This window comes from uncultured Algibacter sp. (genome assembly GCF_947487575.1).
Classification (GTDB): Bacteria; Bacteroidota; Bacteroidia; order Flavobacteriales; family Flavobacteriaceae; genus Algibacter_B.
Genome location: NZ_CANKXG010000012.1, coordinates 26,192 through 40,747 on the forward strand (window position 1 = coordinate 26,192; position 14,556 = coordinate 40,747).

General features: G+C 32.8%; 13 protein-coding genes. 5 read left to right on the forward strand and 8 right to left on the reverse strand.

Annotated features, from left to right (window positions below):
* Position 1: 1 nt before the first annotated feature.
* Together Q0870_RS13355 and Q0870_RS13360 are read right to left on the reverse strand one after the other, a co-directional pair.
* Positions 2-1,876, reverse strand: coding sequence for a T9SS type A sorting domain-containing protein (locus Q0870_RS13355; RefSeq protein ID WP_298556126.1), 1,875 nt, complete (start codon positions 1,874-1,876; stop codon positions 2-4).
* Positions 1,877-2,085: 209 nt separating this feature from the next.
* Positions 2,086-3,018, reverse strand: coding sequence for a spondin domain-containing protein (locus tag Q0870_RS13360; RefSeq protein ID WP_298556129.1), 933 nt, complete (start codon positions 3,016-3,018; stop codon positions 2,086-2,088).
* 111 nt (positions 3,019-3,129) lie between these two features.
* On the opposite strand from Q0870_RS13360, the gene Q0870_RS13365 reads away from it, so the two are divergent.
* The 5 genes from Q0870_RS13365 (at position 3,130) to guaB (ending at position 8,147) form a co-directional block, all read left to right on the forward strand.
* The gene (locus Q0870_RS13365) at positions 3,130-3,993 is read left to right on the forward strand and encodes a hydroxymethylglutaryl-CoA lyase (RefSeq protein ID WP_298556131.1); all 864 of its coding nucleotides are present in this window, start codon (positions 3,130-3,132) and stop codon (positions 3,991-3,993) included.
* A 205-nt stretch (positions 3,994-4,198) separates the two neighbouring features.
* Entirely contained in the window at positions 4,199-5,374 is a 1,176-nt protein-coding gene (locus Q0870_RS13370) for a hypothetical protein (RefSeq protein ID WP_298556133.1), read from the forward strand.
* Between the two features lie 194 nt (positions 5,375-5,568).
* On the forward strand, positions 5,569-6,096 hold the full coding sequence (locus Q0870_RS13375; RefSeq protein WP_298556135.1) for an FMN-binding protein: 528 nt from the start codon (positions 5,569-5,571) through the stop codon (positions 6,094-6,096).
* Positions 6,097-6,585, forward strand: coding sequence for a hypothetical protein (locus Q0870_RS13380; protein WP_298556137.1), 489 nt, complete (start codon positions 6,097-6,099; stop codon positions 6,583-6,585). It begins immediately after the preceding gene.
* Positions 6,586-6,674: 89 nt separating this feature from the next.
* Positions 6,675-8,147, forward strand: a complete 1,473-nt coding sequence (guaB, locus tag Q0870_RS13385; RefSeq protein WP_298556139.1) for an IMP dehydrogenase — start codon at positions 6,675-6,677, stop codon at positions 8,145-8,147.
* A 90-nt stretch (positions 8,148-8,237) separates the two neighbouring features.
* Here the strand turns inward: guaB and Q0870_RS13390 are convergent, their stop codons facing one another.
* The 6 genes from Q0870_RS13390 to Q0870_RS13415 form a co-directional block, all read right to left on the reverse strand.
* Positions 8,238-8,816 (reverse strand): hypothetical protein, encoded by a 579-nt coding sequence (locus Q0870_RS13390; protein ID WP_298556141.1) that lies wholly within the window; start codon positions 8,814-8,816, stop codon positions 8,238-8,240.
* Positions 8,817-8,881: 65 nt separating this feature from the next.
* Positions 8,882-11,278 carry a TonB-dependent receptor gene (locus Q0870_RS13395; protein WP_298556143.1) on the reverse strand — a complete coding sequence of 799 codons (2,397 nt, stop codon included), beginning with the start codon at positions 11,276-11,278 and terminating at the stop codon, positions 8,882-8,884.
* A gap of 374 nt (positions 11,279-11,652) precedes the next feature.
* Positions 11,653-11,955, reverse strand: a complete 303-nt coding sequence (locus Q0870_RS13400; protein ID WP_298556145.1) for a DUF6787 family protein — start codon at positions 11,953-11,955, stop codon at positions 11,653-11,655.
* 35 nt (positions 11,956-11,990) lie between these two features.
* The gene (locus Q0870_RS13405) at positions 11,991-12,428 is read right to left on the reverse strand and encodes a DUF6146 family protein (RefSeq protein ID WP_298556147.1); all 438 of its coding nucleotides are present in this window, start codon (positions 12,426-12,428) and stop codon (positions 11,991-11,993) included.
* A gap of 206 nt (positions 12,429-12,634) precedes the next feature.
* Positions 12,635-13,285 carry a DUF937 domain-containing protein gene (locus Q0870_RS13410; RefSeq protein ID WP_298556149.1) on the reverse strand — a complete coding sequence of 217 codons (651 nt, stop codon included), beginning with the start codon at positions 13,283-13,285 and terminating at the stop codon, positions 12,635-12,637.
* Between the two features lie 186 nt (positions 13,286-13,471).
* Positions 13,472-14,422 (reverse strand): D-2-hydroxyacid dehydrogenase, encoded by a 951-nt coding sequence (locus tag Q0870_RS13415; protein ID WP_298556151.1) that lies wholly within the window; start codon positions 14,420-14,422, stop codon positions 13,472-13,474.
* Positions 14,423-14,556: the final 134 nt, after the last annotated feature.

The window sequence follows — 14,556 nt, forward strand, 5'->3', positions numbered from 1 at the left end:
TTTATTTAATTATCTTTTTTACAACTCTTGAATTGCCATGAATTAAAGTAAGCAAATAAGTGCCTGAAGATAGACTACTAAAATCAATAGGATTATCTGTTACCACGCCAGATAAAAAAGGTTGACCTATTAAACTTGTGATAGTGAAAGTTGATAAAGTTTCTAAATCATTAGATTTAATATAAAGTAAATCACCTTTAATTGGGTTGGGATATACTTTATATAATTCGTCAGATATAGGCGTGTAAACTGTATTAAAACGGATATTGTCAATAGCAATATCACCTTTCCATCCAGAACCTCTTACGGCTCTAAATCTAACTTTAATAGTTTCGCTGGTATAGGTTGATAAATCAATAGTTTTAGTAATAAAATCATCACTTTGACTACCTTGTTGACTCCCGATTAATGGGTCTATTACATCATTTATATAACCAGAATCAGTTAAGATATCTACATGCAGTTCGCCAATATCATTACCAAACATATGGTATGAAAATTCTAATTCGCTGTTTTGATAGTTAACATCAATACAAGGTGATATAAATGATGTTACATCGCCTTCCTTGGCACCTGATGCTTCAGCATAAATATAAGTATTTAAGCCGTTTTGAGCGTTTTTATAATTTGAAGGGCCAGTTTTGTTTGATTGTGTATTACCAAAATTTGAATACCAATGGTAACCATTGCTTGAAATATCTTGATTTGTCCAACCATGTTTTTCTAGTATATTAAAGTTTTCAAAATCTTCATCTAAAAGATTGGAGTATGTACCTACTTTAATTAAGTTGCTAAACTTTTTTCTTATTGTTTTAGACTTATTGGATACCGTAAGTGTTATATCATAAATACCAGATTCAAAAGTATGTGATGGGTTTTTAGTATGGTAATCAGTAATTCCATCACCATCAACATCCCATTGCCAATTAGTAAGATTCTCACTTAGGCTTTCAAAATTAACAGTTAGTGATGTTTCACAAGTTTCACTTTTGTTAACGGTTATATCAGCATTAAAAGAAGGACATGATAAATAACTTTTTGTAGTCATGTAAAACGCGTACATTCTAGCGAGTTGTTGTTCAGAAAAAAGTGTTCTACAATTTTTTCTTGAGTAAGACATAATGTTGCTTGTGTCTGGACTAAACACATCACCGTTGGCGTCAGTTTTTGTTCCAGAATAGTTACAAGAACTATCAATTGCTGAGCTAGTTAGCATAGGGTCAGCAGGTGTGTCACATATGCCATCTCCATCTGTATCGCAATTACTACCGTTAACCAACTCTGATGTCATAGTGTTATTATCTAAACCATGGGTGTGTAATAAAGAGAAAAAATGACCTAACTCATGTGGAAGTGAAGAGCCGTTTGTAGCACAGCTATTTGTCATAAATACCATATCATTTCTGCTAACATTATCACTGTAACCACAAATACTTTCGTTAGACTCGTTTTTAAGGTTGTTAGTAAAATATATATTTATTAATCCAGGAACGTAGTTGTTTTCTGTGAAACTTTTTTCGTCCCCTCTTTTAAAATGGCAGAGTTTGTCATCATCAATATATTCAATACCGTCACACAAGAAAAATTCAAGTAAGGCATCTTTAAAAACAGAATTTAAATTAGTGAAAGCATCATTAATTTCAGTACTACTTAAACCTCCCGAGCCGTCTGAATTTCTAATAACATATACTTTTACAGGAATGGAATTTATAAACTTTGTAGGAATAGTACCTCTGGAAGATTTAGACAACAAAAAAGAAGTCTCAAATTTTTTGAGTTGAGGTTTAATACTATTGTAAAATTCAATTGATTTTGAGCTTGTAATGTTTCCACAGTTTACCTCGTCACTATTTTGAGAAAATAGACTAAATGACATCGATATAAATATCGAAAACATTATAACGTTTAATTTATAGGTAAAAATATTCATTTGGGGTGAAAACATTTATAATCAAATGTATACCTAAATGGATCTTAAATATAAAATAAACGTTATAATGTTAATATTTTCGATTATTAACATTTTAGCAACTTATTTGTTAATAAGTTAATGTCTTATTAGTTTTTCTTAAAACCTAATGTTTATCAGTCAATTACAAGTTTTTGGGTAAAGCTAGAACCACTTCTGTTCAACGTTTTCAACAAATACATTCCTTTGTTAAATTGTGATAAATCTAAATTTAATTTTGATTGATTTTTAACCTGAATAATTTTCATCAACTTACCTATTACACTGTAAATCTCTATTGTTTTTAAGTCAACATTTTGAATATTAGAAATAGTTACATTACCATTTGAAGGGTTTGGATATATTTTTAAACTTTCTATTGGTTTTATAGGTTCAGTACTTAAAGTTGAATTATTTAATGTAAACGTAATAGTTGCCATTCTATTTCCGTTAATAGGAAATCCAGATACCATTGAAATAGGTTGTCTTGGAGCGCTAATTATGTCGCCAGAACCATAGTTGGTTCCATCATCAGTACCAGCATCATAAGCAAAAACATCAATAGTAAATGTGTTTTCCCATCCATTAGAATCAGGATTAATGCCAGAGCGAAGGTTTAAACTATTAACTGCTATAAACCAATCTGGGCTTGGTGCAACCATTGATACTAACGTTATTAATGGAAAATCTTCACTTACAGAGATGTTCGTTAATGTTGAAACGCTATTATTTCCAGCAAACGGAGAAAATGCTTGCTGCAAATATTGATCGGCATTACCAGCGCTAATAGCATCATTAATTTCACTATTAAAATTAGTAGTATTTCCAGTTTCTGCAATACTCTTTATACCATTAGTTAAAGGAGCTGTAACTCCAAATTCTAAAATATCATTAATGTTTTTGTGCGTAGCTCCAGCTAATGGAGACCAATGTGCTCCACTAGGTAAAGATGAATGATCGGTACTATTCCATATTGTAGTTACAGAAATGTCGTAAATCGCAGTAGTCTGAGAAAAAGAGCTGGAAGAGAATACTAAAAAAGAAATAAGTAGTAAAGTAATTTTTTTCATAATTATATTTTTGTAGAAATTATATAGAATTTCCTATAAGTCGTAAATAAACTTAAAAACTTACAATCATAAAAAATAATAGTATTTTTATCCTCTATTTAGTATCAATATATGTCGAAACCAATAAAGATAATAGAATGCCCGCGTGATGCTATGCAAGGTATAAAGCAGTTTATACCCACTAAGCAAAAGGTGCAGTATATTCAGTCATTATTACGGGTAGGTTTTGATACCATCGATTTTGGAAGTTTTGTTTCCCCAAAGGCTATTCCGCAAATGGTAGATACAGCCGAGGTATTATCGAAACTGGATTTAAGTAAAACTACAAGTAAACTTTTGTCAATTATTGCAAATACAAGAGGTGCAAATGATGCCTCTAAGCATCAAGAAATTGACTATTTAGGGTATCCATTTTCTATCTCAGAAAACTTCCAGATGCGTAATACGCATAAAACCATTGCGGAATCTGTGACAACGCTTTCAGAAATTTTAGAAATAGCCAATAAATCTAAAAAAGAAGTTGTTGTTTATATCTCTATGGGGTTTGGTAACCCTTATGGAGACCCTTGGAATGTGGATATAGTAGGAGAGTGGACAGAAAAATTAGCAAACATGGGTGTTAAAATATTATCGCTAAGCGATACTGTTGGAACATCAAATCCAGAAAGCATAGATTATTTATTCTCAAATTTAATTCCAAAATATCCAAATATAGAATTTGGTGCACATTTACATACAACACCAACTACTTGGTTCGAAAAAGTTGATGCAGCATATAAAGCTGGTTGTTATCGTTTTGATGGCGCTATACAAGGCTTTGGTGGCTGTCCTATGGCAAAAGACGAATTAACTGGAAATATGCCTACAGAAAAACTACTTTCATACTTTACTTCTCAACAAAATAATAGCTTAAATGCGTTAAGTTTTGAAAGTGCTTACAATGAAGCTTCAAAGATTTTTAATCATTTCCATTAAACTTTTGTTCTTTTTTAAGATATTTATTATGTTTAAATTTATAGTGTAATACACTGTATTTCAGAATCTTATTTTTTATTTTATTTCTTTATTTAAAATTAATCTAAATAAACTTTGTGTAAGTGATTATGAGTTTTATATTTGCATCTTCAATTGAAATATTATTTATAATAAGTCTAAATAAAAACAATAAATCAAACAAAAAATGAAGAAATTAACCTTACTTTTTTCAATCTTATTAGCTTCAATAGCAAGCTCACAAACATTACAAGATTCAATTACTTTCGACCCTCAAAAACAATTAAATGCAGCGCAACGTATCCTTTCTGGAAACTATGGAAAAGCAGTAACTGTAGGGGCTTATGGAGAGTTAACTTACAATCAGCCAGAAGCTTTAAATGGCGAGTTAGATATTCAACGCTTAGTATTACTATTCGGTTATAAATTTGATGACAGAACACAGTTTGTAACAGAATTAGAAGTTGAGCATACCGTAGAAATTTTTGTAGAACAAGCTTTTGTAAACTATAATGTAGCACCAAATGTTAGTTTACGAGGTGGTTTAATGTTAGTACCTTTTGGTATTATAAACGAGTTTCACGAACCAACAACATTCAACGGTGTAGAAAGACCATCAGTAGATAATGTAATTATTCCAACCACATGGAGAGAGCTTGGAGTAGGTGTAACAGGACGCTTTAACGAGTTGTCTCTTGGTTATCAAGCTTATATTTTCAACGGCTTCAAATCTACTTCTTTCGATGGAGAAGGTGGAGTAAACGGTGTTTTAAAAGGATCAAACGGATTACGCTCAGGTCGTCAAAAAGCAATTAAGTCTACTGTAGATAGCCCAACACTTTCAATGAAATTCGATTATTACGGCATCCCAGGTTTACGTTTAGGACTTTCAGGATATTTTGGAGACACACAAGCCGAAGACGATGTAGAAGATATCAAAGGAGCCAACATTGGCATCTCTATGGTTGGTCTAGATGCACGTTATGCATTCCAACGTTTCACGGCTCGTGGACAGTACGTTCACGGTTCATTATCAGGGACTGAAGATTATAATAACCTAACAGGTAAAGATTTAGGAAGCGAGTTACAAGGTTGGTATCTAGAAGCAGCTTACAACCTACTACCTCAAGAAAAAAAACAACGTTTATTTGCTTTTGCAAGGTACGAGCAGTATGACACTCACGCCAGTACAGTTGGTATACAAAGAAACGATGCCTACAATCGAAACGACTTAACAACTGGTTTAAGCTACCATTTAGCACCTGGAGTTGTGCTTAAAGGCGATTACCAATTTAGAGACAACGCCGTTTCTGGTGGCGATGTTGCAAATAGATTAAATTTCGGAATCGGAGTTTGGTTTTAAAATAATTTGGGCGTTACCCCGAAAAGGGTCGGGCTTTACGTTGCAAGTCCTCGCACTTCCTTCGTCAGGCTGTGGGCTTTACACTGCAATCCCTAACGCACAAGTACCAAATAGCTTATTCGTTAATTTTATATTATCAATAAGCTATTTGGCATTTTAATTGTTAAAAGAATAAAAAACAATACTTTTGCACTATGCGTTTTAAACACATATCAATATTAGTTTTAGCTTTAATCATGATGTCTTTTGGTTTACCCAAAAACATTCAGAAAAAATTAAATAAAGAAATAGTTAAAACCTATAACATTGAAACCTTTAACCTTACCGAAGTTGCCATAGCTTCAAATGTTACAAAAGACTTACCATCAAAATTCGAAGCTAATAGCTTATTTAAAATTGAAGAAAATGGAAACCTTTTAGGGTATGCCTATTTATCTAAAGCACCAAGTAAAACAGCGCTTTTCGATTATTTAGTATTACTTGATAAAGATTTAATTGTATTAAAATCAAAAATCTTAATTTATAGAGAAGAATATGGAGGCGAAATTGGTAGCACACGTTGGTTAAAACAATTTATAGGAAAAAAAGGAGGAGACCAGCTAAAACATGGCGAAAATATTATAGCCATTTCTGGAGCAACCATTTCTGTCCGTTCCATGACCAATGCCATGAACGATTTTCTTCAGTCATTAAAAATCCTTCAAAGCAAAAATATCCTATAAATGCAACTAAACGGATTAATATTTACACTACCTAAAGAGATTAAATTATTAATCGGTGCATTCGTAATTGTATTAAGTATTGGTTTCTATACAGGTTTGTTATTTGTTGGAGAAACCTCTTCAGCAAACCCGAACGGCATTGAAGAACAATATTTAGGAAATGAAGATGATGAAAACGCTGAGGTAATGCGTTTCAAAAAAAGCCCACAAGAAATGCTTACACTGGTTCATAACCATATTTTATCCATGTCTATTATTTTCTTTTTAGTAGGCTTGTTAGTTTCAATAACCAAACTTCCAAAAAAACTAAAAACCTTTCTGATAGTAGAACCCTTTCTGTCTGTTATTCTAACTTTTGGAGGTCTTTATCTACTCTGGACAGGTATGCTCTGGATGAAATACATTGTTATGCTGTCTGGTATATTAATGACACTTACTTTTACAGCCTCAACGCTTATTATCTTAAAACAGGTCTTTCATAAAGACTAGATTTATCTTGTTAATTTCTTAACAAAAAAGAAGCACTTTTATCTATTTTTAAATTGTATATTTGCACGCAATTATAACTGTAATTGCAAATGACAGCACACGAAAACAAAATAGTTGGAGAAGGATTAACCTACGACGACGTTCTATTAGTTCCAGCTTTTTCTGAAGTTCTTCCAAGAGAAGTTAGTATTCAAACAAAATTTACAAGAAACATTACTATCAACGTACCTATTGTGTCTGCAGCAATGGACACCGTTACCGAAAGTAAAATGGCTATTGCCATGGCACAAGAAGGCGGCATTGGTGTATTACATAAAAATATGACTATAGAAGCGCAAGCTCTTAAAGTTAGAAAGGTAAAACGTGCCGAAAGCGGTATGATTATCGATCCTGTAACTTTACCGCTTACCGCTAAAGTTTTAGATGCTAAACAGTACATGGCAGAGCATGGTATAGGAGGAATTCCTATTATAGATGCAGATGGTATTTTAAAAGGTATTGTTACCAATCGCGATTTACGCTTCGAGCACGATAACAAAAGATCTATTACAGAAGTAATGACAAGTGAAAATTTGGTTACTGCTGCTGTTGGAACCTCGTTAGCTGATGCCGAATCAATTTTACAAAATCATAAAATAGAAAAACTACTTATAGTAGACGATAATTATAAACTTTCTGGATTAATTACATTTAGAGACATTACCAAGTTAACACAAAAACCCAATGCTAATAAAGATAAATATGGACGTTTACGTGTCGCTGCTGCTTTAGGTGTAACTGCCGATGTTGTAGATAGAGCAGAAGCTTTAGTTAATGCTGGTGTTGATGCGGTTGTTATAGATACAGCGCATGGACATACAAAAACAGTGCTAACAGCATTAAAATCTGTTAAAAATAAATTTCCAGATTTAGATGTTATTGTTGGTAATGTTGCAACTGGTGCAGCAGCTAAGTTTTTAGTAGAAGCAGGAGCAGATGCTGTAAAAGTTGGTATTGGTCCGGGGTCTATTTGTACAACGCGAGTTGTTGCAGGTGTTGGTTTTCCTCAGTTTTCTGCAGTATTAGAAGTAGCGGCAGCTATTAAGGGAACAGGCGTTCCAGTTATTGCAGATGGTGGAATTCGTTACACAGGTGATATCCCTAAAGCTATTGCAGCAGGTGCAGATACCGTGATGTTAGGGTCACTTTTAGCAGGAACTAAAGAATCTCCAGGAGAAACTATTATTTACGAAGGGCGAAAATTTAAGTCGTATCGTGGTATGGGATCTGTTGAAGCTATGAAACAAGGAAGTAAAGACCGTTATTTCCAAGATGTTGAGGATGATATTAAAAAACTAGTTCCAGAAGGTATTGTGGGACGCGTACCTTATAAAGGCGAATTAAACGAAAGTATTCATCAATTTGTAGGTGGTTTGCGTGCAGGAATGGGGTATTGTGGAGCTAAAGATATTGAGGCACTTAAAGAAACTGGACAATTTGTTAAAATTACAGCAAGTGGTATTAATGAAAGCCATCCACATGATGTAACCATTACTAAAGAGTCTCCTAATTATTCAAGATAAATCAAATAAAAAAGGTGGAAGTTAATACTTCCACCTTTTTTGATATTACTGTAATTAATTATCACAGCTTAGATAAATATTTGTAAAACCCTATTGGATTTCAACGCTAGTAAATGTAATATTTAAGTCTTCTGAACCTCCAGTTACTGAACCAAATTCGTCAGAATCATCAGCACCTTCTGGTAAATGAATTAATTTGATTTGCACATTTCCAGTACTTACAGCTCCTGCAACCCACGTTGTATTTACACCTAATTTATTACTATCAGCTCCATCTATGTCATCGCCATCTCTAGACATTGTTAAGTTAATACCGCCGCTTACAGCATAAGTAAAAAAGTGTTCATCGGCCTCTTTAATAATATCTTCATTTAATACATCTTCAGGATCATTAGGATCTTCTGCATTAAGTATAGAGAGTGTTAAAGCGTATGTTGCTCCAGCAGTAAAAGATCCAGTAACGTCCTCTATAGAAGCGCCATCTTGACCATCTGGTGCTACACTAGTCATAACAACAATATCTGTAGCATCTGCATCATTCACAAAGGTTAATGTAACATTGGTTATTAGCTCTTCTTCAAGAACGGCTTCTGGATCATCATCATCTGAACATGATGTAATAAGCGTTAAACAAAAAAGTGCACTAAGAAATAATTTACTAGTTTTCATAAGATTTGAATTTAAATAATTGATTTTCATTGTTTTAAGGTTTAAAGTTTTTGTGTTCATGTTTATTAATAATTAAATTGTATTTGTAATGTTACATTACGCCCTAAATCGTCAGCGAAGAAGCGCAATTGGTTTAAGTAATTTCTATAAGATGTATCAAAGAGGTTATTAATTCCTAAGGCTACATTTAAATTTGATTTTTCGCCAAAAGAGAAAGTAGCTTCACTATAAAAGTGTAATAAATGATAGGCGGGTGGAGGTGTACTGATATCTATCTCCCGCTTTTCACTTGTAAGTGCATCTGTAATTTCAAAGTTGAAATCAGGAAATTCGTTCTGTTCAAATACCCATTCAGATTTTATACTAGCCGAAAAATTACACCAAGCTTTATTGTTATAAGTGATTTGATTCATCGTATTAAATGCTGGCAGGTCAATTAAAGGAATATCATTTTTTAAGTCATATCCTTTTATAAATGCTGTTTTATTTTGCCATTGCCAGTTATTCGTTACATCATAAGAGGTATTTACATCAATACCAAACAATTCAGCATCGGCCTGTTGGTATTCCCATAATGGGAATGGGCCTCTAGTTGTTGGTATAAAAGCAAAAGGTTTTAAATAGATGTAATCACTAATCCTATTATAAAATATTTCAGTAACAAGGTTGAATTTTGATGTATTGTAATTATAAGATGCAGAAACTCTATTAGAAATTTCTTTATCAAATCTTATATCACCAAGCTCAAACCTAGCTGCAGAATGGTGTAAGCCATCACTAAATAGCTCTGAAGCATTTGGTGGTCTACTAGATAATGCGTAGTTACCTATAAGATAACTTTTATCATTTAGATAGTATTTTGCACCAACAGAAGCCGAAATGTTATGATAATCAAAAACAGGGTTCGTTAAAAATTGTGTTGGAGTTTCGTCAATAATGATATCTGAAAAATCAACATCATAACCACGTTCTTCCCATCTTGATTTACGATAAAACTTTTTCGCATCAAATCGATTAAAATCGTAGCGTATACCAGCATCAAGAATTAAATCATTGTTTAATCGCCATTCTGTTGTAGTGTAAACACCAAAGTCATATTTGTTATAATCAGGAATTAAGCGTCTTACGCCCGTATCTGGGTTTGCAAAATTATCCTGATAGCGCCCCATTATACCAAAATTAAATTTTCGATTCAAGTTTGCATCCAAGTTAGCATCTGCTAAAACAGTATGGGTTTGTAATGTTAAATCAATAGCTGGAATATTCCTTCTATCGCCTATTCTAACATCAAACTCAAGGCGTTTATTATTTTGATAATCGTATTGAAAAGTTACTTTACCAAAGTTTGAAAAACGTTTGTAATAACTCACCTTTGCTAAATGATGTGTTATGTCTTGTTTTGGCGCATTGATATCATAACTAAATGCTCTTCGAATAGAAGGTTGACCTAAATTTATAGCGCGCTCTAAATCAAAAACACTACCAATATGTGATGCACCTAAAATTCCAATTTCGTTTTTCAAATAGCTATAATATACTTCAAAACCAGATTGAAATTTATTTTTACCAAATCTCGTTGTTAAGCCTTTAGAATCTAGCCCTGTATTGGTAAGATTATAATCAGGAGCTTTAAAATCACCATTTTTTCTATAGGATCCCTGCACTTGCGCAAACCACCCAGAATTATAATTTTTATTTACAGTTGAAGATATATTGTAGCCTCTTCCGTTAGTTTGCCCTCCTAAAATGGTTCGTCCATAAAGTGTGTCCTTACGAATTACTTTACTTGAGTTTATAACCACAACACCTCCAATTGCATCACCTCCATAAGCTAATGCTCCAGCGCCTTTAATAACAGAAATCTGGTTTGCACTATTAATATCAATATTTGGAGCATGTTCAATACCCCATTCTTGATCTTGTAAACGCACACTATTATTAAGAATTAGTATTCTACTACTGTGTAGGCCATTTATCATAGGCTTTACAATAGTACTTCCTGTATTAATTGAGGATATACCTGCAACTTCTTTTAGTGCATCACCCAAACTGAGACTACTATAGCGTTTTAAAACGTTATCTTTAATAACAGTTTCCTGAGCTGTTTTTGTGGTTTTGTTACCTTTATTTTGTAAGCTAACTTCATCTAATTCTTCTAGATGATGTTCCATACTTATCTTCTCGTATGTATCTCCAACAATATCTACATCAATACGTTTAGTTTCACACCCTACATGTGATATAACAAGAACTAATTTGCCGTTACAGAGGTTTTTAATAGAGAATTTACCATTAATATCTCCTGTTGTGTAACTATTTAGTGTCTCAATATATACTGTTGCTCCAGACATTGGCGTGGCATCATGGAAATCCATAATTTCACCAATAAAAGTATACTTACAATTTTGAGAGTGAATCGTACTGAAAATGCACAATACCACAATCAATAAATTGTGTTTCATTGTATTATTTTTTTGTATTATTTTTTAGTTTAAACAGAGTGTTAAACTAGAGTAGGAGGGCCTCTTAGAGAGAAAGATAAAACGCGATGGTTATAAAAGAAACCATATGTTGCGGATGGAATTTCAAAATTATTGATTAAATAAATACTTATATTATAATTTTGAGATTTTAAATTATGGTGTTGAAGACTGTATTTAAGAAGCACACAATCTACTTCACATTCATGAAAATTATCAGTATCAATATTTGAACATTGAGGATGGTTTTCATGTTCGAAAACATGTATAAGCTTTATACCTGAAGGGATTAGAAGAATCACTACAATTAGTGTAGAAACTATTCTAAATATAATATGTCTTTGTTGTTTCTCCAATTAATCTAAGAATCTTTTAAAGCCTAATCTTACAAGCATTTTCTTTTCAAATGTCCAGAAAAATTTATATTGACCAAATACCCAGCCAAAAAATACTAATAGAAATTGATACATTACAAATAGAATAAGAATTCTAACTATCCAATATCCAGGCGTACTAAAAGTTTCTGGTGTTATGTTAAGGCTAGAAAGTATTGGTTTTCCAATATAAGAGGCTGTAGAACCAGTTATTGCAAAAACAATCAGTATTAAAATAATCTGCAAATTGGATTCTATTCCCCAACGTTCTTTTAGCTTTTTCACTCTAGCAATTTGCTTGCAAAAATATTAAATTAAAATTAAATTCTAGGAACAAAACCCCCTAATCTTTGTTTATAGGTTAATTGAAAGTAAATAAAGTAGTTGTAAAGCACATAATTAACCTCATAGCCATAATCTATACCTTGTTGGTAATCAATTTGTAATTCATATAAATTTGGACTATAGCGTTGGGGTTGAAGTACACGTTGGTTCCATTCAATAACATATAATCTATTCCTGTTTTCTAGGAACTGCTGGGAGTAGTAACCTCTTTGTCTTGCTGTACTTGCTAACCAGAAATTAAAGCCTGGTTCAATAATTAGGATTTCATATTCAATGTCCTCATTTGCAATTTTTACGGTATCATTTTGCTTTAAACTTTCTAAACGTTCATCTTTTTTTGATGCTGTATTTTTTGATGTATTACAGTTGAATAAAAAAACGGAAATCAGTAAGATGTAAATTATTTTTTTCATGATTGTTGCTTTTCTTTTTCAAAAGTATGCTATATCACCAAGTTTAAAAATAAGGAATAAGTTAACTACTAGTTTCAATGAGTAAAAAGTATTGCTTACTTAATAAATTTACAAAAACTATTCCTAAAATATTGAATTTGAGCTTTTTTTAACAAAAAAGAGCCAAACATAAGTTTAGCTCTTTTTAATTTTATTTATGTGTAAAGTTATTTTCCAAAAAGACCACCTAGCAAACCGCCAAGACCACCTTTTCCTTTTGTTGCTTGACCTAAAACCATTCCTGCAACGTCATCAATAACGCTACCATCACCATCGCTATCTAACATTTTTTCAAGAAAAGTTTGCTCTTGAGTAACTGGACCGCTTTGACTAGCTCCACCAAGTAATCCACCAAGTAGTCCGCTTAAATCTCCAGCAGAACTTACATTGTTTTGGCTAGCTTGTTTTCCTAAAACGCCCATTAGTATTGGCGCAGCAACTTTTAATACATCTGCAACAGCGCCAGTATCCATGCCAGATTTTTGCCCTAATACCTGTTCAACACCAGCTTGTTTATTTCCTAATATATGACCTAATATTTTACTACCGTCTTGTTTTATACCATCGTCAACGCCGCCACCAAATAAGCCACCAAGATTATCTAAAATGCTTCCGTTGTGTTTTCCACTAATGGCCCCCATTAATCCTTCAGCCCCTTGTGGTGTGGATGCATTACGTTCCATAGCTTTCATTAAAACGGGTAAAGCCATACTTAATAAGCCTCCTGTTTTTCCTTTGTCTTGTCCTGTTGAACCTGCTACTCCACTAATAATAGTTTTTCCTATGTCGCTGTTTAATAAATCTAAAATTCCTGCCATGTTTGTTGTATGAATTAATTAATAAAATTTAATAAAATTGGAAGCTGAATGTACAAAAAAAGTCCCAACTTATATAGTTAGGACTCAATAATTATATTTAGGTCACAATTTGTTTGAAAAAGAGTTTCTCAATTTTTTAATTGAGTTTTTCTTTTAAGTTGTCATTCTCTCGAAATCGGGAATCACTTACCCTAAGATACTGATAATTTGTGATGCTAATTCTGTGCCAATTCTGTCTTGTGCTTCGTTAGTTGCTGCACCAGTATGTGGTGTTAATGATAAGGCAGGATTCATTAATAATTGCATTTCTGGTTTTGGTTCTTTTTCAAAAACATCAAGAGCGGCTCTTGCTACTTTTCCGCTTTCTATTGCTTTTACAAGTGCTACTTCATTAAGTACACCACCACGAGCTGCGTTTGCTAAAATTACACCATCTTTCATTATGTTAAATTCAGCTTCATCAATAACATAATCTTTTTGAGCAGGAACGTGTAATGTAATAAAGTCTGCTTGTTTTAAAACGTCTTCCTTAGAAATGGTTTTAATATCAAAGTTTACTTTTTGACCATCAAAGAAATCTAATTCTAAGTTAGCATTTTCTAAAAACGGATCAAAGGCAACTACTTTCATACCGGCTCCTAGAGCTACTTTAGCTGTAGCCTGACCAATACGACCAAAACCTAACACACCTAAAGTTTTGCCTTTAAGTTCAGTTCCTTTAGCATAAGCTTTCTTTAAGCCTTTAAAATTGCTATCTCCTTCAAGAGGCATTTCTCTATTTGCGTTATGTAAAAAACGAGCTAAACCGTATAAGTGTCCAAATACTAATTCTGCAACAGAATGTGAAGATGCTGCCGGCGTATTAATTACACTGCGCCCTTGCTCTCTAGCATATTCTACATCAATATTATCCATGCCAACGCCACCACGACCAATTATTTTTAATCCTGGGCATGCATCAATTAAATCTTTACGTACTGTGGTTGCACTACGTACTAATAAAACTGAAATGTCATTTTCGTTAATGTAGTTTATTAATTGTTCTTGCGCTACGGTTGTAGTGCTTACTTCGTAACCACCTTTTTCTAGGGCATCAATACCACTTTGAGAAATTCCGTCGTTTGCTAATACTTTCATTATATAAGTTATAAGTTATAAGTTATAAGTTAAAAAGTTAAAAGTTCTGCGAACGATTAGTTATTCAACTTTAAATTAAATTTTAATTGTTTTTGAGTAAGCAACTGTTAACTGATGCTGCTTACTGCGAATTT